A 22430-nucleotide genomic window follows, 5' to 3' on the forward strand; every position below is an offset into this window, starting at 1 on the left:
TTCACATGAAAACCGGAATCGTAGGCGCCGCCTCGGCGATGTTCCTGGTCGGCACCCTGGCCGGGGTGTCGGGGCTCATCGGCGGCTATCCCATATACGGCGGACAGGCCGTGCGGTATCTCGTGGCGGCGGTCATCCTGCTTGTCATAACGCGGGTGCTCGGTCTGCGGTTCGTCCGGCCGAACCTGCGCGAGGCCCTGTGCCTCGGCGGGCTCACCCTGCTCGGCCTGGTCGCGTTCAACGTCTGCGTGATCGAGTCGACCAACGCCGCCGGGCCCGCGCTGGTCGGGACCGTCCTGGGCACCGTGCCGCTGGCGCTGGCACTGGCCGGCGGGCGTCCCGCGCCCCGGCTGCTCATCGGGGCGTGCGTCGTGGTGGCCGGGGCCACGCTGGCCACCGGTCTCGGCAGCGGCGATCTGACCAGCCTGTTGTGGGCGCTCGGCGCGCTCGTGGGCGAGGTGAGCTTCTCCGTGCTGGCCATCCCGCTGCTGCCCAGGCTGGGGCCGATCAGGGTGTCGGCGTACTCGACCACGCTGGCCGTGCCGATGCTGGCCGCGATCGGCTTCGCCGACGAGGGCACGGGCATGCTGCGGGTGCCGACGGTGCCCGAGGCGCTCGGGTTCGCCTATCTGGCGGTCGTGGTCACGGTGGTGGCGTTCTTCCTCTGGTACAGCTCGCTGCCCAAGCTGGGCCCCGGCCGGGCCGGGCTGTTCGCCGGGCTCATCCCGGTGGCGGCGATCGTCACGGGGCTGGTGCTCGGGGTCGCGACGCCGTCCGCGTACGACCTGCTCGGGGCCGGCCTGGTGATCGCCGGCATCCTGGTGGGCCTCACCGCCGAGCGCTCGCCCGCCCCCGCCGTCGCGCCGAACGAGGCGTGAGCGCACCACCGGACGGGGGTCCGCGACGGAGGGACTAATCTCTAGGGAACCCCGAAAGGATGGACATGGGCGAGTTCGACTACACCGACCTGCTGCCGCTGGGAGCCGATGACACCGAATATCGGCTGATCACCACGGAGGGGGTGCGGAAGGTCGAGGCGGCTGGGCGTACGTTTCTGGAGGTCGAGCCGGAGGTCCTGCGGCTGCTGACCGAGACGGCCATCCACGACATCTCCCATTTCCTGCGGGCCTCGCACCTCGCCCAGCTCCGGAAGATCGTCGATGACCCCGAGTCCAGCGGCAACGACCGCTTCGTGGCGCTCGACCTGCTGAAGAACGCCTCCATCTCGGCCGGCGGCGTGCTCCCCATGTGCCAGGACACCGGCACCGCGATCGTCATGGGCAAGCGCGGACGTCACGTGCTGACCGACGGGCTCGACGCCAAGCACGTCTCACGCGGCGTGTACGACGCCTACACCCGGCTCAACCTGCGCTATTCGCAGATGGCTCCGCTCACCATGTGGGAGGAGAAGAACACCGGCAGCAACCTGCCCGCCCAGATCGAGCTCTACGCCGAGGACCCGCACGGTCACGCCGACGAGTACAAACTGCTCTTCATGGCCAAGGGCGGCGGGTCGGCCAACAAGTCGTTCCTGTACCAGGAGACCAAGGCCGTGCTCAACGAGAAGCGGATGCTGGCCTTCCTGGAGGAGAAGATCCGCTCGCTGGGCACCGCGGCCTGCCCCCCGTACCATCTGGCCGTGGTCGTGGGCGGCACCTCCGCCGAGTTCGCGCTCAAGACCGCCAAGTACGCCAGCGCCCGCTACCTCGACTCGATCCCCACCGAGGGGTCGGCGTCCGCGCACGGGTTCAGGGACCTGGAGATGGAGGCGAAGGTCTTCGAGCTGACGCAGAAGCTCGGGATCGGGGCGCAGTTCGGCGGGAAATACTTCTGCCACGACGTACGCGTCATCCGCCTGCCCAGGCACGGGGCCTCCTGCCCGGTGGCCATCGCCGTCTCCTGCTCGGCCGACCGCCAGGCGCTGGCCAAGATCACGCCGGAGGGCGTGTTCCTGGAGAAGCTGGAGACCGACCCGGCCAGGTTCCTGCCGGAGACGACCGACGAGCACCTGTCGGACGACGTCATTCAGGTGGACCTCAACCGCCCGATGCCGGAGATCCTCGCCGAGCTGACGAAATATCCGGTCAAGACGCGCCTGTCCCTCACCGGCCCCCTCGTCGTCGCCCGCGACATCGCGCACGCGAAGATCGCCGAGCTGCTGGACGACGGCGGCGAGATGCCGCAATACCTCAAGGACCACGCCGTCTACTACGCCGGACCGGCCAAGACCCCCGAAGGGTACGCGTCGGGCTCGTTCGGGCCCACGACGGCCGGGCGGATGGACTCCTATGTGGAGCGCTTCCAGGCGGCGGGCGGCTCGATGGTGATGCTGGCCAAGGGCAACAGGTCCCAGCAGGTCACGGACGCCTGCGCGAAGCACGGCGGCTTCTACCTGGGCTCCATCGGCGGTCCCGCGGCCAGGCTGGCCCAGGACTGCATCAAGAAGGTGGAGGTGCTCGAATATCCCGAGCTGGGGATGGAGGCCGTGTGGAAGATCGAGGTCGTGGACTTCCCCGCGTTCATCGTCGTCGATGACAAGGGAGACGACTTCTTCACCGACAGGACCGGCCCGGTGCTGTCGATCGGGCGTCGCTGACGTGCTGTCGCTCGGGCGTCGCTGACGCCTGGAGCCGCTTTCCCGGGCTGCGGGAGGCGCCGGCTGCGGGAGATGCCGGGCTGCGAGAGGTGCCGGGCTGCGGGAGGTGCCGTCAAAGGCCGCCGGGGGGCTGCCTGAGGCTCGACTCCGGCTCTGGGGGGTGCCTCAGGCTCCGGGGGGTGCCGAGTGGGCGATAGTGCCGCTCGGCACCTGGGCGGGGTTTTCCCGGAACGGGCCCGTCACGCGGCGACCGCCGCTCTGTGCGGCGCCACGACGGAACCGTCGGGCAGCAGCAGGCCGGTGTCATCGAACAGCACCACGCCGTTGCAGAGAAGGCTCCAGCCCTGGTCAGGGTGGGCCGAGATCACGTGTGACGCCTCACGGTCGAGCGAGTCGGCACTTGGGCAAGCGGGGAAGTGACTGCACATCGCGCACCTCTCAGATGGCGCTCCTGATTCGGTTTTTCAAAAGGGCAGCGATCGCCCCGACGGCGTGCGAAGGTCCAGCGTGGCTCTGGCCGACTTCTTCGGCCGGCGGCGAACCTGGGTCTGGCGCATCTTCATCACGTCCTTCAACGGTCTGTCGTCAGTTGTCGGTCTTCAGTTTCGGAACCTCGGCGTACGCCCCCAGTGTGACGATCGGCACCGACACTTTCCGGCCGGCTGCGGGAGCGCTGCTTCTTGCATGTCTTAACCATGCCCCCGTCTCCTTACGGCACCCTTACAACTCGCTGACGGCACCTCTCGGTTCCTGTCAGTCAGCCTGCCGTACGCATGAAAGTCCCCTGCAAGGCATCATGCACACTTCTTCGCGCCGGCGCTGTGCCGATCGACACACACCCATGATGAGCTGCGGAAACGTGCTCAGGAAAATTCGGCCGAGAGGCGCGCGCGGGCGGCGGTAAGCCGCCCGCGCGGCGGGACCAAACCAATCCTCGCCACTGTGCAAAGGCGGGACCTAGGTCGCAAGTCTGATGCAACTGCGAACTCCTTGCAATAGTGTCGCCCTCAGAGATCGACAAGGAGGGCCACATGGCCGGATACACCCTTCCCGACATGCCCTACGACTACGGCGCGCTGGAGCCCGCCATCACGGGCGAGATCCTGGAGTTGCACCACGCCAAGCACCACGCGGCCTACGTCAAGGGCGCCAACGACACCCTGGAGCGGCTCGCGGAGGCCCGCGACAAGAGCGACTTCTCCCACCTGGTGGGCCTGGAGAAGACGTTCAGCTTCCACCTGTCAGGACATGTCCTGCATTCGATCTTCTGGGAGAACCTGTCCCCCGACGGCGGCGATCGCCCCGACGGGCCGCTCGGGGAGGCCATCGACGCGCACTTCGGCACGTTCGAGGCGTTCCAGAAGCAGCTCACCGCCGCCACGGCGTCCGTCCAGGGCTCCGGATGGGGCATGCTGGCCTGGGAGCCGCTGAGCCGCAGGCTGCTCGTCGAGCAGGTGTACGACCACCACGGGAACGTCGGCATGAACACCACGCCGCTGCTCGTCTTCGACGCCTGGGAGCACGCGTACTATCTTCAATATCGCAACGTGCGCCCGGACTACGTCGAGAAACTGTGGAGCCTCATCAACTGGTCCGATGTGGCCAGGAGGTTTGCTGACGTGACGAGTCAGGTGGGTTGACTTAAGTTCGCAACAAATTATCGGCCCCGCCTCTACTGGTCGGTTTACCCAAATAGGTAAGCTGCCTGGCATGCGTGCGCCCTCCGGTTACCTACTCGCCGCGCGCTATCGGCTCATGGAGCCGGTCGGCCGCGGCGGCATGGGCACCGTTTGGCGGGCGCATGACGAGCTGCTCGACCGTGACGTGGCGGTCAAGGAAGTGCGGCTGCCCTCCGTGCTCGACGAGGACCTGCGCGCTGAGCTGTGCGCCCGTACCGAGCGTGAGGGCAGGGCGACCGCGATGGTCGCGCATCCTTCGGTCATCACCGTGTTCGACGTGGTGACCGAGGACGACCGGCCGTGGATCGTGATGGAGCTGCTCCGGGCCAAGTCCCTGGAGCAGCTCATCCAGGAGCACGGACCGCTCCACCCGCGCAGGGCCGCCGAGATCGGCAGGCAGATCCTCGGGGCGCTGCGCGCCGTGCACGCCAAGGGGATCCTGCACCGCGACGTCAAGCCGAGCAACGTCCTGGTGACCGAGGACCGCGCGGTGCTCACCGACTTCGGTCTGGCCGCGCTCGAAGGTGACGTTTCCATCACTCAGGCGGGCATCGTCCTGGGGTCCGCGGGATACATCGCTCCAGAGCGGGTGCTCGGCTCGAAGGCCAGTCCCGCCGGCGATCTGTGGTCGCTCGGCGCGACCCTCTACACCGCCGTCGAGGGCAGGGGCCTGCACGGCCGCCGTACGGCCGCCGCCGCCCTCGCGGCGCTCACCAGCGGCGAGCCGATCCCCATGACCAAGGCGGGGCCGCTGGCCCCCGTGCTCGACGCGCTGCTCAGGATCGATCCGCAGACCAGGCTCGACTCCGTGCGTGCCTCGCTCATGCTGGCCAGGGTGGCCGCGGGCGGCTCGGCCGAGGAGCCGCTGACGCAGCGCAGGCCCGTACGCACCTCGTCCACGGCGAGCTCACCGTCTTTCACACGCAGGCCCGCGCATCGCGGGCTGCACAGAGCGGAGGCCACGGCGGCGGCGCTGACCGTGCCCCCGCCCAGACAGGAACGTAAACCCGGCGAAGGCGTACACAGGAAGCGTGTAGAAGCGCGACCTACTCCGTCCGCTTATGCCCGTTTCAAAGCGACGGTGATAAAGTTGTGCCTTCCTCGACGGTTCTGGCCAAGAGAACTTCGCAAGCGAGGGTAAAGCACTTCCCAAGCGAGAATCGATATCTTCTTCTCATGCCGGAACAGCAGACACGCCTGCTCGCGGAGCGCTACGAGCTCATCGCCCCCCTCGGCAGGGGGACCATGGGCACCGTGTGGCGCGCCCGCGACCGCGCGCTCGGGCGCGAGGTGGCGGTCAAGGAAATCCGCCAGGACCCCGGTCTCACCGAGGAACAGCGGTCCGAGCTGCGCGAACGCATGGTCCGCGAAGGGCGCATCGCCGCGCGGATCAACCACCCGTCCGTCGCCTCCATCCACGACGTCCTCATCCAGGACGACAGCCCGTGGATCATCATGGAGCTCATCGAGGCCCGCTCACTTGAGCAGGTGATCGACGAGGAAGGGCCGCTGCCGCCGCGGCTCGTGGCGGAGATCGGCGTCGATCTGCTCGGGGCGCTGCGCGCGGCGCACGCCCAGGGCATCACGCACCGCGACGTCAAGCCGGGCAACGTGCTCATCACCGAGAGCGGCCGGGTGGTGCTGACCGACTTCGGCATCGCCAAGGCGGAGGGCGACTCGCGGCTCACGAAAACGGGCATGGTGATCGGATCACCCGGCTACACGGCCCCGGAACGTGCCAGGGGCGAGTACACCGGGCCCGAGTCCGACATCTGGTCGCTCGGTGCCACTCTCTACTTCGCCGTCGAGGGGCGTCCGGCGTACGAGCGGGCCACGATCGCGGAGACGCTGGCGGCGCTGCTCACCGAGAGCGCGGACCCGCCCACGCAGGCCGGGCAGCTGCGGCCGGTGCTGAACGGGCTGCTGAGCAAGGACTACCGGCAGCGGCTCAACGCTGCCAAGGCGGAGACCCTGCTGCGCATGGTCGCCGACACCCCGACGAGCGAGATGCCGGTGCTCACGGCCGAGGCTCTTATGGCGCAGGAGGCCGCTTTGCCCGACCCGTTCGCTCAGAAGACCCCGGCGGGGCCGCCCCCCGGCGGGCCGGGAGGCCCGCACGGGCAAGGCCCCGGCGGTCCGGCCGCGGGAGGTCCTGGCGGACGCGGCCCTGGTGGTCAGGGACCCGGTGGCCGTGGCGGCCAGGGTGCTGACGGTCCCGGCGGGCCTGGAGCGGGTGGACCCGGCGGCCGTGGCGTTCCGGGGCCTGGAGTTCCAGGAGCTGGAGTTCCAGGAGCTGGCGTCCCGGGGGCCGGTGGACCTGGTGGTCCCGGCGGGCCCGGTGCGCCGGTGCCTGGTGGGCCCGGGCAGCGACCGGCGGGCGGGCCTGGCGGGCAGCGGCCCGGGGCCGGGCCGCAGGGGCCGGGGCGCGGCCCGAACGCGCCCACCGTGCCGCAGAGCGCCTCCGGGCGTCCGCCGCAGGGACAGCAGCAGCACGCCTCGCAGGCTCCAGGATCCGCCCCCCGCGGTCCCGGAGCGCCAGGTCCCGGTACCGGTCAAGGGGCAGGGCAGGGTCCCGGTCAAGGTGCGGGCCAGGGCGCCGGTGCAGGGCAGCCCGGCGGTCCGGGCCGCGGTCCCGGCCAGGGCTTCCGCCCAGGCCAAGGGACCAACCAAGGAGCAGGCCAAGGGGCCGGGCAGGGTCAAGGCTCCGGCCAAGGATTCGGGCAGCGCTCAGGGCCGGGTCAGGGCTCCGGCCCCGGTCAGGGCTCTGGGCAAGGTCAGGGTTCTGGGCAAGGTCAGGGCTCCGGCCCCGGTGGCTCTGGACCAGGGCAGAGCACAGGTCCTTGGCAGGCGTCCGGGCAGAGCGGTCAGGGCACTCAGCCGTCGGCGCAGGCCGGTGGCACCGGGCCGTACGGAAGCCCGCCTGCGGAAGAGGGCTTCGATCCGGAGCGGACGGTCAGCATCTCCAGGCCCAAGGGGCCGTTCCCCGCGGCGCCCGAGCAGGGCCGCCCGCCGCAGCACCCGGGCGACGAGAGCGCCATCACCACGCGCGTCCACCTGCCGCAGAACAACCCGCCGGGCCAGCAGGTCTACCCGCCGATGCCCCCGCAGCAGAACCTCCAGCTGCAGCCCCAGGGCCCCCACCAAGGCCCGCCGCAGGGCGGCCCCCAGCAGGGCCAGGGCCCGCAGCAGGGGAAGGGCCTGGGCACGGACCTGTTCGCCATCGCGGGTCAGGAGGAGCAGCGACCTCCGGGCAACCGCAACGGCATGCTGGTCCTCATGGCCGTGGCCGCCGCCGCGGCCGTGGTGATCGCCGTCCTCGTGGTGGCCCTCATCTCGGCCTGACCGCCGCCGCCCCGCCCGTACGTGCAAACGGGCGGGCGGCGCGAGCACGTACGGCTGCGCCTTTGAGCTGATCGCGCGGCCGTGGTTCAGACTGGATGTCATGAGCGAGTTCAGAATCGAACATGACTCGATGGGCGAGGTTCGCGTGCCTTCAGGTGCGAAGTGGCGCGCGCAGACCCAGCGGGCAGTGGAGAACTTCCCGATCTCAGGACGGCCGCTGGAGCCGTCGCACATCGCCGCCCTGGGGCTGATCAAGGCGGTGGCCGCCGAGGTCAACGGCGAGCTGGGCGTGATCGACAAAGACCTGGCCGAGGCCATCGCGCAGGCCGCGGCCGACGTCGCGGAGAACGAGCACGACGCGCATTTCCCGATCGACGTCTTCCAGACCGGCTCGGGCACCTCCTCGAACATGAACGCCAACGAGGTGATCGCGACGCTGGCCGAGGAGCGGCTGGGCCGGCCCGTGCACGCCAACGACCACGTGAACGCCTCCCAGTCGTCCAACGACGTCTTCCCCACCTCCATCCACGTGGCGGCGGCGACCGAGGTGACCTACCATCTGCTGCCCTCGCTCCGGCACCTGGCGGAGGCGCTGCGGGCCAAGGAGGCGGAGTTCGCCCAGGTGGTGAAGTCGGGGCGGACGCATCTGATGGACGCCACGCCCGTGACGCTCGGCCAGGAGTTCGGCGGGTACGCGGCGCAGATCGGCCACGGCGTGACCCGGGTGAGCAACGCGCTGCATCACGTGCTCGACCTGCCGCTGGGCGGCACCGCGGTGGGCACGGGCATCAACGTCCCGGCCGGTTTCGCCGAGGCGGCGATCGGGAAGCTGCGGGAGGCGACCAGCATCTCGTTCCGCGAGGCGCAGAACCATTTCGAGGCGCAGAGCGCGCAGGACTCCATCGTCGAGCTGTCGGGGCAGCTCAAGGTGGTGGCCGTCTCCCTCAACAAGATCGCCAACGACCTGCGCTGGATGGGCTCGGGGCCCCGGGCGGGGCTGGGCGAGATCAACCTGCCCGACCTCCAGCCGGGCTCGTCCATCATGCCCGGCAAGGTCAACCCGGTGATCCCCGAGGCCACGGCCATGGTCGCGGCGCAGGTCATCGGCAATGACGCGGCGATCACGTTCGCCGGCGCCTCGGGCAACTTCGAGCTGAACGTCCAGCTTCCCATCATCGGCCGCAACATCCTGGAGTCGATCAGGCTCCTGGCGAACGTGTCGCGGCTGCTCGCCGACCGCTGCGTCGCCGGCATCACGGCGAACGTCGAGCGGCTGCGCGAGTACGCCGAGTCGTCCCCGTCGATCGTCACGCCGCTGAACAAGTACCTCGGGTACGAGGAGGCGGCCAAGGTCGCCAAGCAGGCGCTGGCCGAGCGGAAGACCATCCGCGAGGTCGTCGTCGAGCGCGGCCACGTGGCCGACGGCACCCTGACGGAGGACCAGCTCGACGCCGCACTCGACGTCCTCTCGATGACCAGACCCTGACCCAGGCCCACGCGCCCGGCCGGTGACCGCGTGACGGGGCCACCCGGCCGGTGACCCGTGACGGGCCGTCGGTTCGCGTGGGCCGTGCGCGTGGCCGGCGCGGTCAGCCGGTGACGGGGCGCCGGTTCGCGTGGGCCGTGCGCGTGGCGTGCGCCCAGCGGGTGAGCAGGGACAGCGCGGCGCCCGAATCGACCGCGTCCGCGGCCCGCTTATAGGCCGCGGACAGCGCCCCCGTGAGCTCGGCCGCCGGCGGTGTGCCGTCGGCGGCGACCACGGCGGCGGCCGCGTTCAGCAGGACGATGTCGCGCACCGGCCCCCGCTCCCCCGCCAGCACCGCGCGCGCCACCCCGGCGTTGTGCCGGGCGTCGCCGCCCCGCAGGTCACCGACACGGGCGCGCGGGATGGACAGGTCGGCAGGATCGAAGACGGTGTGCGTCACGGTGCCGCGGCGCACGACCCAGATCGACGAGGGCCCGCAGGTGGACAGCTCGTCGAGCCCGTCGTCGCCGCGGAAGACGAGCGAGGAGCCGCCGCGCTCGGCCAGCACGCCCGCGATGACCGGCGCCATCGCGGGATGGAAGACCCCGACCGCCTGCGCGGTGGGCATGGCGGGGTTGGTGAGCGGCCCCAGGAAGTTGAAGACCGTGGGCACGCCCAGCTCGCGGCGCGGCCCCGAGGTCCGTCTCAAGCCGGGGTTGAAGGCGGGCGCGAAGCAGAAGGTGATGCCGACCTCGTCCGCCACCGAGACCACCGCGGCCGGCGTCAGCTCGATGACCACGCCGAGCTCCTCCAGCACGTCCGCCGCGCCGGCCAGGGAGGAGGCGGCCCTGCCGCCGTGCTTGACCACCTTCACGCCCGCGGCGGCGGCCACGACGGCGGCCATGGTGGAGATGTTCACGGTGTGGGCGCGGTCGCCGCCGGTGCCGACGAGGTCCACGGAGTCGCCGGAGATCCTGATCGCGGCCGATCTGGCGAGCATGCCGTCGGCCAGCCCGGACACCTCCGCGACGCTCTCGCCCTTGGCCCGCAGGGCGACCGCGAACGCGGCGATCTGGGCGCTCGTCGCCGCCCCCGACATGATCTGCTCCATCGCCCAGGCGGCCTGGCGCGAGGTGAGCGAGACGCCGTCGAGCAGCGTGGTGAGCAGGCGCGGCCAGGTGGTGGCGGGAGTGGTTACGGCGGCGGCAGTGGTGCCGGGGGTGACGGTGCTGGTCATGGGGCGCCCCTTTCGTAAGTGCTCGACGGGGGCGCGTGCGACATGCCGGTGGCCGCCTCGTCGAGGCGGCCGGACGCGTACGCGCTGGGAGAACCGCCTAGGAGGCGGGCCACCACTGCAGCGAATACGCGATCATGTGGCCAAGATAGCAGACCGTGTTGATCCACATAGGAGGACACCGATCTATGTCGCCCGCACCCATGCGTCCTCCCGCGGCGACCGCCTAGGGTTCGGGTATGGCGAAGGAGCTGACGGGGCGGACCGCGCTGGTGACGGGTGCTGGGGGCGGCATCGGGGCCGCCTGCGCCCGCCGGCTGGCCGCGGCGGGGGCCGCCGTGCTGGTGGTCGACATGCGGGCCGAGCCCGCGGAGAAGGTGGCGGCCGAGATCGGCGGCCGGGCGGTGGTGGCCGATCTGAGCGAGCCGGGCTTCGTGGCGTCGCTGCCGGACGAGCCCATCGATATCGTGGTGAACAACGCCGGGTTCCAGCACGTCGCGCCCATCGAGGAGTTCCCTCCCGAGGTGTTCGCCACGATGATCAGGGTCATGCTGGAGGCGCCGTTCCTGATCGCGCGGAAGGTGCTGCCCGGCATGTACGCCAGAGGGTGGGGAAGGTTCGTGAACATCTCGTCCGTGCACGGGTTGCGCGCTTCGCCGTACAAGTCCGCCTATACCGCGGCCAAGCACGGGCTGGAGGGGTTCTCCAAGGTGGTGGCGCTCGAAGGGGCGCCTCATGGGGTGACCTCGACCTGCGTCTGCCCCGCCTACGTACGCACCGGGCTGGTCGAGGCGCAGATCGCCGACCAGGCCAAGGTGCACGGCATCGAGCCGGACGAAGTGGTCGAGGACATCATGCTCCAGCCTGCCGCGATCAAGCGGCTGATCGAGCCCGAGGAGGTGGCCGAGCTGGTCGCGTACCTGTGCGGGCCCAGCGGGGCGTTCATCACCGGCGTGTCACTCCCCTTGGATGGCGGCTGGACGGCGCGCTAGTGAGCACCCCATACCTCGAACTGCTCGCCAGGGAGGCGTCGGCGGTCGAGTTCGAGGGGCCGATCATCCAGGCCAGGGCGGCCGGCGCGGACGCGGCCACGATCGAGCGGCTGGAGCAGGCCAAGGTCGAGGCGCTCAAGGTGCGCGCCCTGCTCAAGCGGCGGGCCCGGCGCGAGGCGGAGCTGTCGGCGCTCTACGACACGGCCGGCGACCTGGCCGCGCTGCGCGACCTCGACGCCGTCCTGGAGGCCATCGTGCATCGGGCCAGGCAGTTGCTGGCCACCGACATCGCGTACATGACGCTGCACGACCCCGAGCGGGGCGACACGTACATGCGGGTCACCGACGGGTCGATCTCGGCCAAGTTCCGGGCGCTGCGGCTGGCCATGGGGGCCGGGCTCGGCGGTCTCGTGGCGCAGACGGCCGTCCCCTACTCGACCGCCGACTATTTCGCCGACGCCAGGTTCCGGCACAAGGAGCACATCGACGACGCCGTCAAGGAGGAGGGCCTGGTCGCGATCCTGGGCGTGCCGCTGCGGCTGGGGCAGCGGGTGATCGGCGTGCTGATGGCGGCCAACCGCAGCGCCAGGCCGTTCCACCAGGAGGAGGTGTCGCTGCTGGCCAGCCTGGCCGCGCACGCCGCCGTCGCGATCGACAACGCCAGGCTGCTGCAGGAGACCAGGAACGCGCTGGAGGAGCTCTCCGCCGCCCACAGGACCGCCAGGGAGCACGGCGAGGCCGTCGAGCGGGCCGCGCTGGCCCACGACCGAATGACCTCGCTGGTGCTGCGCGGCGGCGGGATCGAGGACGTGGCCGCCGTGGTGACCGACGTGCTGGGCGGGTCGCTGGCCGTGCTCGACGACCTGAGCAGGCCGATCACGGGTGACGTCGGCGAGCTGGACGCCGGGGTGTTCGAGGCGGCGCAGGCGTCCAGGGCGCTGGGGCGTACCGTGCGGCGGGGTGACCTGCTGATCGCCTCCGTGGACGTCGGCGGCGAGCCGCTGTGCACGCTCATCCTCCGCAGCGACGACGCCGACGAGCGGATCCTGGAGCGGGCGGCGCTGGTGTGCGCGCTGCTGCTGCTGTTCAGGAGGAGCGTGGCGGAGGCGGAGGGCCGGGTCAGGGGCGAGCTGCTCGACGACCTGATCGCGCGGCCCGGCTCCCCCGGGCTGGCCGACCGGGCGCGCAGGCTGGGCGTCGATCTGGGCGCGCCGCACGTCGTGGTGGTGGCCAAGCACGCGGGGCAGCGGGAACGGGCCGCGTTCTGGGCCTCCTCGCAGGCGGCGGTGCGGCACGGGCTCGCGGCGGGCCGGGGGGAGGAGGTCGTGCTGCTGCTGCCGGGAGAGCACGCGGGCCGGGTCGCGCAGCGCGTCGCCGCCGAGCTGAGCGCGTCGCTGCACAGCCCGGCCACGGCGGGCGCCGCCCAGGCCGGCACGGCGGCGCCGGCGCAGGCATCCGCGGGATCGCCCGCCGAATCACGCGCCCAATCACCCGCCGAATCACCCGTCCAATCACTGGGCGTCGCCGAGGCGTACCAGGAGGCGCGGCGGTGCGCGGAGGCGCTGATCGCGCTGGGACGGGCCGGCGACGGCGCGAGCGCCGCCGAGCTGGGCTTCGTCGGCCTGCTCGTCGGTGACGGCCGCGACGTGCACGGCTTCGTCGGGCGGGCGCTCGGCGCGGTGATCGACTACGACGCCCGCAGGGGCACCGCGCTCACCGGCACGCTGGCCGCCTACTTCGGCTCGGGCGGCTCGCCCTCCCGTACGGCCGAAGCCATGCACATCCACGTCAACACCGTCACGCAGCGCCTCGACCGGATCGGCACGCTGCTCGGCGACGGCTGGCAGGAGCCTGAGCGCGCCCTGGAGATCCAGCTCGCGCTCCGCCTGCACCGGCTCGGCCACACATCCACCCAGGAGAGTGTGGGTCCCGACCCCATATGAGTGATGCCGGTCACAACCTACGGTGACCGGCATGGCCACTTCCATCAAGAAGATCGTCGCCGCGAGCCTGATCGGCACCACCATCGAGTGGTACGACTTCTTCCTGTACGGCTCGGCAGCCGCGCTCGTGTTCAACAAGCTCTTCTTCCCCGACTCCGATCCGCTGACCGGCACGCTGCTGTCGTTCCTCACCTACGCCGTCGGATTCGTCGCCCGCCCGCTCGGCGGCCTGATCTTCGGCCACTACGGCGACCGGTTCGGCCGTAAGACGCTGCTGGTCGTCAGCCTGCTGACGATGGGCGCGGCGACGTTCCTGATCGGCTGCCTGCCCACGTACGAGAGCCTGGGACCGTCCGCGGCGCTGCTGCTGACCGCGCTCAGGCTGGTCCAGGGCTTCGCGCTCGGCGGCGAGTGGGGCGGCGCGGTGCTGATCGTCTCCGAGCACGGCGACTCGAACCGGCGCGGCTTCTGGGCCTCCTGGCCGCAGGCCGGCGCGCCCGGCGGGAACCTGCTGGCCACCGGCGTGCTGGCGATCCTGGCCGCCTGGCAGTCGGAGGCGGCGTTCCTGTCGTGGGGCTGGCGGGTGCCGTTCCTGCTGTCCGGCGTGCTGGTGCTGATCGGGCTCTGGATCCGGCTGACGATCACCGAGTCGCCGGTGTTCCAGCAGGCCGAGCCGGAGGCGCGGGCCCCGATCGTGGGCGTGCTGAAGTATCACTCGAAGGACGTGCTCACCGCGATCGGCGCCCGCCTGGCCGAGAACATCTCCTTCTATCTGCTCACCGTCTTCGTCATCACCTACGCCAAGACCACCGGCATCGCGAACTCCACCGTGCTGACCGCGGTGCTGATCGCCTCGGCCATCCACTTCGTCACGATCCCGATGTGGGGCGCGCTGTCCGACCGCGTCGGCCGCCGCCCGGTCTACCTGGCGGGCGCCGCCGGCATCGGCGTGTGGATTTTCGCGTTCTTCCCGCTCGTGGACACGGGCAACTTCCTCGCGATCACCCTGGCCGTCACCGTCGGCCTGCTCTTCCACGGCATGATGTACGGCCCGCAGGCGGCCTTCTTCTCGGAGCTGTTCGGCACCAGGATGCGCTACACCGGCGTCTCCATCGGCGCGCAGCTCTCGGCCATCGTGGCGGGCGCGCTGGCCCCGATCATCGCGGTCGCGCTGCTGAAGGGCTACGGGAGCAGCCTGCCCATCTCGGTCTACCTTGGCCTTGCGGCGGTGCTCACCCTGGTCGCGGTCTACGCCGCACGCGAGACCCAGGGCCGCGACCTGGCCGAGAGGACCAACGTGCGATGAAGGTCATCACCCCCCGCCTCACGCAGCACGTTCTGACCACCGAGGGCAGGAGCACCGGCGAGCCCGTGCTGTTCGTGCACGGGAACGTCTCCTCCAGCGCCTTCTGGCGCGCCGCCATGGCGGCGCTGCCCGGCGGCTACCGGCCGCTCGCGGTGGACCTGCGCGGTTTCGGCGAGAGCGACCCCGCGCCCGTGGACGCCACGAGGGGTCTGCGCGACTACTCCGACGACCTGCTCGAACTGGTCGAGGCGCTCGACCTCGACGGGGTGCACCTGGTGGGCTGGAGCCTGGGCGGCGGCATCGTCCTCCAGGCCCTGCGCGACCGGCCCGCAGCTGTCAGGAGCGTCACCCTGGTCAACCCCATCTCCCCGTACGGCTTCAGCGGCACGGAGGGCCCCGAAGGGCGGCTCACCCACGCGGACGGCACGGGCGCGGGAGCGGGGGCGGCCAACCCCGACTTCGTGGCCCGGCTCAAGGCGGGCGACATGTCCGATGAGTCGCCCACGTCGCCCCGCAGCGTCCTCCGCTCCTCCTACGTCAAGCACCCCGAGGTCGCCGACGAGGACTTCTACGTGCGCGCCATGCTCACCACCCGCGTCGGCGACGCCCACTACCCCGGCGACGCCGTCACCTCCGCCCACTGGCCGGGCGTGGCCCCGGGCAAGCACGGCGTGCTCAACGCCGTCGCCCCCACCCACTTCCGCCTGGACGACCTGCACGAGATCGACCCCAAACCGCCCGTCCTGTGGATCAGGGGCGCGGACGACGTGATCGTCTCCGACGCCTCCCTGTTCGACCTGGCCCACCTGGGGGCGCTCGGCGTCGTGCCCGGCTCCCCCGGCACCCCGGCCCAGCCCATGGTCAGCCAGACCAGGGCGGTGCTGGAGCGTTACGGCCCGTACCGCGAGGCCGTGATCGAGGACTGCGGCCACAGCCCGCACCTGGAGCACCCGGACGCGTTCGGAAGCCTGCTGGCCGGCCATCTCGGGGAGGCCCGATGATCGTCGCACTCACCCTGGTGGCGAGCCTGCTGTCGCCGGTCCCCGGGCAGCTCACCGTGCCCGGCGCGGAGAAGACCGTGGTCGCCGAGCTCGGCGACCTGACCACGGCGGGCACCGTCGCGAGCGGCCACACCGACCCGGCCGACTGGGCGGGCCTGCACTCGGCGGCGACCGTCAACCCGGCGGGCGTGCCCGGCATCCAGATCGACGGCTACTTCCCCGACACCTCCGCCACCAACGCCACGCACGGCTGGAACCACGACTCCCAGTTCGTGATCAGGCTCCCCGAGCACTGGAACGGCGGCCTGGTCGTCACCGGAACCCCGGGCAACAGGGAGCAGTACGCCAACGACTACACGATCTCCGACTGGGTCCTGTCCAAGGGCTACGCCTTCGCCGCCACGGACAAGGGCAACGTCGGCGTCAACTTCCACGAGGACGGCCGCCGCCCTGGCGACGCCATCGCCGAGTGGAACCACCGCGTCACCCAGCTCACCGTCGCCGCCAAGGCCGTCGTGCGCGAGCGGTACGGCAGGCAGCCCGCCCGCACGATAGCCGCCGGCATCTCCAACGGCGGCTACCTGGTCAGGTGGCAGCTGGAGAACCGCGGCTGGCTCTACGACGGCGGCGTCGACTGGGAGGGCACGCTCTGGCGGCTCAAGGGCGACAACCTGCTGACCTTCCTGCCGCCCGCGCTGAAGGCGTACCCGGACGAGACGGGGGTGCGGGCGGCCGGGTTCGCGGCCGGCTCGGAGTTCCTGTGGCCGTTCCACCGGCAGTACTACTGGGAGCTCACCCAGCAGCTCTACCAGAAGGAGCTGGACCCGTCCTACCAGGGCGCGGCGGCCGACTACGACTATGACGAGCGCAGCCGTCCGGCGGGCTGCGTGCAGCAGCCCGCCGCACATGACAGGGACTGCCTGTACGCGGCCGTGGCGAAGATCGCGCTGACCGGCCGGATCACCAAGCCGCTCATCACGATCCACGGGACGCTCGACACGCTGCTGCCGATCTCGCGCAGCTCCGACGTCTACGCCGAGATGGTCGGCCCGCACCGGCCGTTCCGCTATCACCGCGTCGAGGGGGGCAACCACCTGGACAGCCTGGTGGACGCCTACCCCGACCGGCTCAAGCCGCTGCTCCCGGTCTTCAGGGGTGCCTTCACGGAGCTGGAGGACTGGATCAGTCCCTGAGGTAGCGATGCCTGCCCGCGCGCGCCCAGCGCACCATGTGGCGCGCGCCGGGCAGCCGCCTGCCGATCCTGTGCAGCACCGTGTCCCGGCCCATGGGCGAGCGCCGCTCGGGGTCGACGGCGGCGGCCGGGCGTACGCGGACCTTGCCTCTGCGCATGTCCAGCGCGAAGCGCAGCCCGATCTCCTCGTCCGGGGAGCGCAGCGACGACAGCCAGCCGCCGGGACCGAGCTGCTCGACACCCGGCATCAGCCGCTTGACCGGCACCTTGGCCACCAGTTGCCCGGCGATCCTGCCCGGCACCCCCGCCTCGACGAGCGCGGGCGCGCACACCTCGCGGCCCCGCCGCCCGGTGCTGCGCAGCACCAGCTCCAGCGTCGGCCCCCCGCTCGGCGGCACGTACGGCACCGGCAGGACGACGTACAGGTGCTTGTCGAGCTGCTTGACCATCACGCCGGGCGACACCAGGGCGATCGACTCGGAGAACGAGCGCGGCTCGATGGCCAGGCCCAGCTCGCCGTTGTCGCTCCAGCAGGGCACCACCAGGCGGGTCCTGGGGCGCTGGGCCAGCACGCCCAGGCAGTTGAGCGGGCCCTCGGGGCGGCCGACCCGGCTCCTGGCCTGGTTGGCGCCGCTGAACATGCGTACGTGCACCTCCCAGTGGCCCGGCTTGAGCGGCCGGCCCAGCGCGGCGCTGGTCACGTCCACCCGCGCCTCGCCCTTGATCTGCACCCTGGCGCGGCGGCGGCCGTCCTGGACCCGCTCCACGTGCTGGGTCAGCGGCAGGAAGTGGACGACGCCGGTCTCCGAGTGCTGGACGTACAGCTCGACGCGGGCCCGATCGACCGCGGCGGTGATGTCGGTGACGTCCGGCGCGAGGGACCTGGTCTCCAGGGAGCGCGGCGGGATCCAGTGCAGGCGGTCGCCGTCCGTGCGGTACCTGTCGGGCAGGCCGTCGCCCGACAGGACCTCCACGGTCAGGTTGAGCACCAGGACGTGGGCGTCCCAGCGCACCTCCGTGAGATCGGCGCGCAGCCCGGCCCGCCTGGAGGAGTTGGACATGAGCATGATCTGGTCCAGACGTCCCATCCGGACGAACGCGGCCACCACGCGGAGCTGCACGGGCAGGTAGCGGTCGATCGACTCGGGGAAGCGCCGCTCCACGAGCTCCTGCGCGACGCGGAAGTGCATGCCCCTGTCGACGGATGAGTCGGCGAACTTGCTGGTCAGCAAGGGGCGCAGGACGGCGTAGCGGAACCAGTACGCGTACATGCGCTCGCGCTGGCGGGTCGATCCCACGAAGACGTCGATGTCGTCGAGCAGCCCGAGCAGGTCCTTCACGATCGCCCGCGGCTCCTCCTCCACCGCCGGCCGCTCGCCGAGGTGGCAGCAGACGTGCTCGGCCAGCACGGCGATGACCTTGGCCTGGAGGTAGGCCCGCATCACGAACGCCTGCTCGGCCATCCGCCCGCCGGGCACGCCGAAGCCGAGCTCGTGCTCCTCCAGGAAGGCACGGCGGTAGAGCTGCTGCGGATGGAGCAGGGTGAGCAGGCGGTCGCGCAGGACGTCGGCGCGGGCCGTGCTCCGCTCGAAGGCGGTCATCGGCGGCCCGTAGTCGCGGATCATGCGGCCGATCAGCACGTCCGCGTCCGTCTCGACGGCGCGGTCGTACATGCGGGCGAGCGCGTCCTTCTCCAGCCGGTCGCCCTGGTCGAGGAAGTAGACGTAGTCGCCGGTGGCCGCGGCCAGGCCGACGTTGCGGCCGCGGGCCGGCGAGCCCGTCTGCGGCAGGTGCAGCGTACGGACGTTGCCGCGGGCCGCGGCGATGGTGTCCAGGCGCTCCCCGATCCCGTCCGTGGACCCGTCGTCCACGAAGATCACTTCGTAGTCGTCCGCGGGCATCGTCTGCTCCAGCGTGGAGCGAATGCACGCGTCGGCGGTGACACCCGGATTGTGGACATTGACGATCACACTGACCTTCACACCCATGTGGCCAGCGTGCGCCCGTATACACCTTCGGGCACGGCGGCTTGCCGATTAGAGAAGGAAAGTTGACCTTCCGGCACCGGCGGGCCGACCGGGAGCGATCAGTACCAGCCCACCGACTGCGAGTGTCCCCAGGCGCCGCAGGGCGAGCCGTAGCGGCCCTTGATGTAGCCGAGGCCCCACTTGATCTGGGTGGCGGCGTTGGTCTGCCAGTCGGAGCCCGCGCTGGCCATCTTGCTGCCGGGCAGGGACTGCGGGATGCCGTACGCGCCGGAGTAGCGGTTCATGGCCCGCTCGTTCCAGCCGCTCTCCTTCTGCCAGAGCCGCTCCAGGCATCCCCACTGGTCGTCGCCCCAGCCCATGGAGGCGAGCATGGTCTTGGCGGTGCCCTTGTTGGTGCCCGGCGAGGGGTCGCTGCCCGGCGGGAAGTTCACCGGCGGGAAGCCGTTGCCGGCCGGGGCCTGCTTGGGGACGACCCAGTCGAAGTCGGCGTCCTTGCCGGCCGCTCCCGAGCGGTTCTTCTTCAGCCGGTCGGCCCGGTAGGCCTGCTCGGCGGCGTTCTTGAGCGCGTCCGTCTCGGGGTCGGGCGCGGCCAGGTCACCGCTGGCCAGCTTGCCCATCTCCTCGAGCGAGAAGCCATCGGACGGCGGCTTGTTGGCGTTCTCGACGGCGCGGTAGGCGACGTAGCCGCCACCACCGAAGATCACCACCACTGACAGGACGGAGATGACTACGCGCTTGGGCGTGACACGCGAAGGCCGGCGCGCCGAGGGGAGATCTTCCTTCGGGGGGCGCTCGCTCAACTGCGGACCGGGGCTCACGAACCATGAGCTTGCCCTGTCCTGGGGGGTGGTCCGCAACCGAAACGAGGTAATCGCTTGGCGTTCTGTTGGCTAACCAGCACGTTGGCGTGGTCTTTCGGAAAAGATGTGATATTAGTCACATATGTCTGGCTCCCCGTCGAGCGCCCGTTAACCGGCGGGAAGCCTCTTTCAGGGTTCCGCGCGTTCTTCCAGATCGCATCTACGACATGTCACAGTTTGATGACACAACCCGGGTATACGGGACATGGAATAATAATGTGCGCGTGGCTGGCATCCTCCTTGTTGAAGACGACCCCTCGGTCCGCACGGCTCTAGAGCTGGCGCTGACCCGTCAGGGGCATTCCGTCACGTCCTATGCGACGGGCGAGGAGGCTCTCGACCACATCAGAGCCCGCCGCCCCGAGATCGCGATCCTCGACGTCATGCTCCCGGGGATCGACGGGATCGAGGTGTGCCGTCGCGTACGCAAGCTCGACCAGCTCCCCGTCATCCTGCTCACCGCCAGGGGCGACGACCTCGACGTGGTGGTCGGCCTGGAGGCCGGCGCCGACGACTACGTGGTCAAGCCGGTCGAGCCCAGGGTCCTGGACGCCCGCATCCGCGCCATCCTGCGCAGGGCGGAGTCGGCGGCCTCCGACCGCATCACCTTCGGCGACCTCGTGATCGACCGGGGCGCGCTCAAGGTCACGCTGGCCGGTAAGGAGATCCACCTGACGCCGACCGAGCTGCGGCTGCTGCTGGAGCTGGTACGCCACCCCGGCCAGGTGCTCAACCGCCGCTACCTGCTGCGTGCCGTCTGGGACCACACCCACATCGCGGACTCCCGGCTGGTGGACGCGTGCGTGCAGCGGATCCGCGCGAAGATCGAGCCGCGGCCCGCCGAGCCGGTGTTCATCCACACGGTGCGCGGGTTCGGCTACCGGTTCAGCCCTCCGTGATCCCACTGCCCACCGGGTTGCGCGCGCGCCTGGTCATCACGTTCACGCTCGTCGCCGTGACCGCCTCCACACTGGTCGCCACCATCGGTTACGAGCTGGCCAAGACCGCCCTCATCACGCGGGCCGAGAACACCTCCCTGGACCTGGTGACCAGGGAGCTGAGCAGCGTCACCTTCCCCGTCGGCACGCTGAAGGAGGGCGAGGCCGCGCCGACGACCAGGGAGCTCGAGAACGTGGCCGGCGCGCTGGCCGGGCCCGGCCGCGGCGTGCTGGTCGAGTACGGGAGCCTGATCGCCACCCAGGGCCCCATGACGATGAGCGACGTGCCGAACGAGCTCTACGGCCGGGCCAAGCAGAGCATCGTCACCCAGCGCCGGGTCATCCGCAACGAGCTGTGGCTCATCGTCGGCGCGGAGGTCTACCGGGACACCGCCGGCCCTCCGCAGGCCACGGGGCTGCGGGCGTTCGTGTTCTTCCCGATGCGCGACGACGAGAGCCAGCTCGCCACGCTCAGGACCACGCTTACCCAGGCCGGCGTGGCCATCGTGCTCATCGCCCTGGTCGTGGCGCTGCTGTCGGCCCGGCAGGTGCTGCTGCCGATCAGGCGGCTGAGCGCGGCCGCGCAGGCGCTCGGGCAGGGCCGGCTGGACACCCGCCTGCCCGTCCACGGGCAGGACGAGCTGGCCGACCTCACCTCCAGGTTCAACGACGCGGCGGCGGCGCTGGAGCTGAGCGTGTCCGAGCTGCGCTCGCTGGAGGCCATGGCGCGCAGGTTCGTGGCCGACGTCTCCCACGAGCTGCGCACGCCGCTGACCGCGATGACGGCCGTGGCCGACATGCTGTCCGAGGAGGCCCATCGGCTGCCCGAGGCGCCCGCCGAGGCCGTACGGCTGGTGCTGCGCGAGATCGAGCGCCTGCGCGAGCTGGTCGAGCACCTCATCGAGATCAGCCGCTTCGACGCGGGCACCGCCATGCTGAACCTGGAGCCGGCGAACGTCGCCGACGCCATCCAGGACTGCCTGGAGGTACGCGGCTGGGGCGATCAGGTGAGCGTGAGCGCCTCCCAGGGATTGACCGCCAACCTCGATCCGAGGAGGTTCGACGTCATCGTGGCCAACCTCATCGGCAACGCGCTCAAACACGGCGAGGCGCCCGTGGTGGTGAGCGCCAGAAGCACCGAGAACGGCCTGGAAGTGAAGGTGCGCGACCACGGCAAGGGCATCCCTCGAGAGGCGCTGCCGCACGTCTTCGACCGCTTCTTCAAGGCCGGCGCGGGACGGGCGCGCAGCCAGGGCAGCGGCCTCGGCCTGGCCATCGCCAGGGCGAACGTCCACCTGCACGGCGGCACCATCTCCGTACGCACCCAGAGCCCCGGCGTCCTGTTCACCGTCTGGCTGCCGCACTCATGAGCCCCGTCCGCACCCTGACCGCCGCCAGAGCGCTGATCCTGATCGCCGGCCTGCTGGTCGTCGCGGCCTGCGGCATCTCGCCCACCGACGTCCAGGACCGGGGCAACGCCCCCACCATCAAGGTCCCGCCGCCGTCCAAGACGATCTACCTGATCAAGGACGGCGGGCTCGCCCTGGAGCCGGCCGACGTCCGCAGCGACTCGGTCGAGGACCTGCTCAAGGCGCTCTTCGCGGCCTCCACGCAGCCGATGGACGACCGGGACACCGCGTTGCGCGACTTCACGTACCTGCGGTCGGACGACTCGCTCAACCCCGTGCAGCGCGACGAGATCCGGCTGCCGCGCACCTCGACGCTGACGGTCTACATCTCGGGCTACGGCACGCTGAGCAAGCTCGGCAAGGCGCAGATCGTCTGCACGGCGCAGCAGGAGGTGGCGTTCGAGCTGGTGAAGATAGTCCGGCAGAACGCGAACCGCCCCCCGAAGTCCGAGGGGCGGTACACGTGCGGCGAGCTGAAGTGACCC

General features: G+C 70.9%; 18 protein-coding genes. 14 read left to right on the forward strand and 4 right to left on the reverse strand.

Going from position 1 to position 22430, the window contains the following annotated elements:
* Nucleotides 1–5 precede the first annotated feature (5 nt).
* A complete protein-coding gene (locus ABEA43_RS34040; RefSeq protein WP_345568365.1) occupies nt 6–878 on the forward strand; it encodes a DMT family transporter in 873 nt (290 codons plus the stop codon).
* A gap of 65 nt (nt 879–943) precedes the next feature.
* Complete coding sequence (locus ABEA43_RS34045; protein ID WP_345568367.1) at nt 944–2596, forward strand: fumarate hydratase; 1653 nt, start codon at nt 944–946, stop codon at nt 2594–2596.
* 239 nt (nt 2597–2835) lie between these two features.
* On the opposite strand, the gene ABEA43_RS34050 is transcribed toward ABEA43_RS34045, so the two are convergent.
* Nucleotides 2836–3024, reverse strand: coding sequence for a DUF5999 family protein (locus ABEA43_RS34050; RefSeq protein ID WP_345568368.1), 189 nt, complete (start codon nt 3022–3024; stop codon nt 2836–2838).
* Between the two features lie 603 nt (nt 3025–3627).
* On the opposite strand from ABEA43_RS34050, the gene ABEA43_RS34055 reads away from it, so the two are divergent.
* From ABEA43_RS34055 to ABEA43_RS34070, 4 genes are all read left to right on the forward strand, one after another.
* Nucleotides 3628–4236, forward strand: a complete 609-nt coding sequence (locus ABEA43_RS34055) for a superoxide dismutase (protein ID WP_345568370.1) — start codon at nt 3628–3630, stop codon at nt 4234–4236.
* Between the two features lie 70 nt (nt 4237–4306).
* Complete coding sequence (locus ABEA43_RS34060) at nt 4307–5416, forward strand: serine/threonine-protein kinase (RefSeq protein WP_345568371.1); 1110 nt, start codon at nt 4307–4309, stop codon at nt 5414–5416.
* A 35-nt stretch (nt 5417–5451) separates the two neighbouring features.
* Nucleotides 5452–7617 (forward strand): serine/threonine-protein kinase, encoded by a 2166-nt coding sequence (locus ABEA43_RS34065; RefSeq protein WP_345568373.1) that lies wholly within the window; start codon nt 5452–5454, stop codon nt 7615–7617.
* Nucleotides 7618–7717: 100 nt separating this feature from the next.
* The gene (locus ABEA43_RS34070) at nt 7718–9103 is read left to right on the forward strand and encodes a class II fumarate hydratase (protein ID WP_345568375.1); all 1386 of its coding nucleotides are present in this window, start codon (nt 7718–7720) and stop codon (nt 9101–9103) included.
* A 103-nt stretch (nt 9104–9206) separates the two neighbouring features.
* Here the strand turns inward: ABEA43_RS34070 and trpD are convergent, their stop codons facing one another.
* Nucleotides 9207–10319, reverse strand: a complete 1113-nt coding sequence (gene trpD, locus ABEA43_RS34075) for an anthranilate phosphoribosyltransferase (RefSeq protein WP_345568377.1) — start codon at nt 10317–10319, stop codon at nt 9207–9209.
* 236 nt (nt 10320–10555) lie between these two features.
* Here trpD and ABEA43_RS34080 point away from each other — a divergent pair, with 236 nt between their 5' ends.
* From ABEA43_RS34080 to ABEA43_RS34100, 5 genes are read left to right on the forward strand one after another with little or no spacing between them, the layout of a single operon-like run.
* Nucleotides 10556–11308, forward strand: a complete 753-nt coding sequence (locus ABEA43_RS34080) for a 3-hydroxybutyrate dehydrogenase (protein ID WP_345568379.1) — start codon at nt 10556–10558, stop codon at nt 11306–11308.
* Nucleotides 11308–13251, forward strand: coding sequence for a helix-turn-helix domain-containing protein (locus ABEA43_RS34085; RefSeq protein WP_345568381.1), 1944 nt, complete (start codon nt 11308–11310; stop codon nt 13249–13251). Before ABEA43_RS34080 ends, ABEA43_RS34085 begins: the two co-directional genes overlap by 1 nt.
* Before the next feature lie 31 nt (nt 13252–13282).
* A complete protein-coding gene (locus ABEA43_RS34090) occupies nt 13283–14557 on the forward strand; it encodes an MFS transporter (protein ID WP_345568382.1) in 1275 nt (424 codons plus the stop codon).
* Nucleotides 14554–15558: an alpha/beta fold hydrolase gene (locus ABEA43_RS34095; protein WP_345568383.1), complete on the forward strand. Its 1005-nt coding sequence runs from the start codon at nt 14554–14556 to the stop codon at nt 15556–15558. The genes ABEA43_RS34090 and ABEA43_RS34095 overlap by 4 nt, the downstream gene beginning before the upstream one ends.
* A complete protein-coding gene (locus ABEA43_RS34100) occupies nt 15555–16751 on the forward strand; it encodes an alpha/beta hydrolase family protein (protein ID WP_345568384.1) in 1197 nt (398 codons plus the stop codon). The genes ABEA43_RS34095 and ABEA43_RS34100 overlap by 4 nt, the downstream gene beginning before the upstream one ends.
* Here ABEA43_RS34100 and ABEA43_RS34105 read toward each other — a convergent pair.
* Complete coding sequence (locus ABEA43_RS34105) at nt 16741–18738, reverse strand: glycosyltransferase family 2 protein (RefSeq protein WP_345568386.1); 1998 nt, start codon at nt 18736–18738, stop codon at nt 16741–16743. The genes ABEA43_RS34100 and ABEA43_RS34105 overlap by 11 nt on opposite strands.
* 98 nt (nt 18739–18836) lie before the next feature.
* Entirely contained in the window at nt 18837–19448 is a 612-nt protein-coding gene (locus tag ABEA43_RS34110) for an aggregation-promoting factor C-terminal-like domain-containing protein (RefSeq protein WP_345568388.1), read from the reverse strand.
* A 374-nt stretch (nt 19449–19822) separates the two neighbouring features.
* On the opposite strand from ABEA43_RS34110, the gene ABEA43_RS34115 reads away from it, so the two are divergent.
* Genes ABEA43_RS34115 through ABEA43_RS34125 form a run of 3 tightly spaced genes read left to right on the forward strand, consistent with a single transcriptional unit; the run spans nt 19823 to nt 22427 of the window.
* Nucleotides 19823–20497, forward strand: a complete 675-nt coding sequence (locus ABEA43_RS34115; protein ID WP_345568390.1) for a response regulator — start codon at nt 19823–19825, stop codon at nt 20495–20497.
* Complete coding sequence (locus ABEA43_RS34120) at nt 20494–21906, forward strand: ATP-binding protein (RefSeq protein ID WP_345568392.1); 1413 nt, start codon at nt 20494–20496, stop codon at nt 21904–21906. Before ABEA43_RS34115 ends, ABEA43_RS34120 begins: the two co-directional genes overlap by 4 nt.
* On the forward strand, nt 21903–22427 hold the full coding sequence (locus ABEA43_RS34125) for a hypothetical protein (protein ID WP_345568393.1): 525 nt from the start codon (nt 21903–21905) through the stop codon (nt 22425–22427). The genes ABEA43_RS34120 and ABEA43_RS34125 overlap by 4 nt, the downstream gene beginning before the upstream one ends.
* The last annotated feature ends 3 nt before the right edge of the window (nt 22428–22430 follow it).

Source organism: Nonomuraea rosea (genome assembly GCF_039539705.1).
Lineage (GTDB): Bacteria > Actinomycetota > Actinomycetes > Streptosporangiales > Streptosporangiaceae > Nonomuraea > Nonomuraea rosea.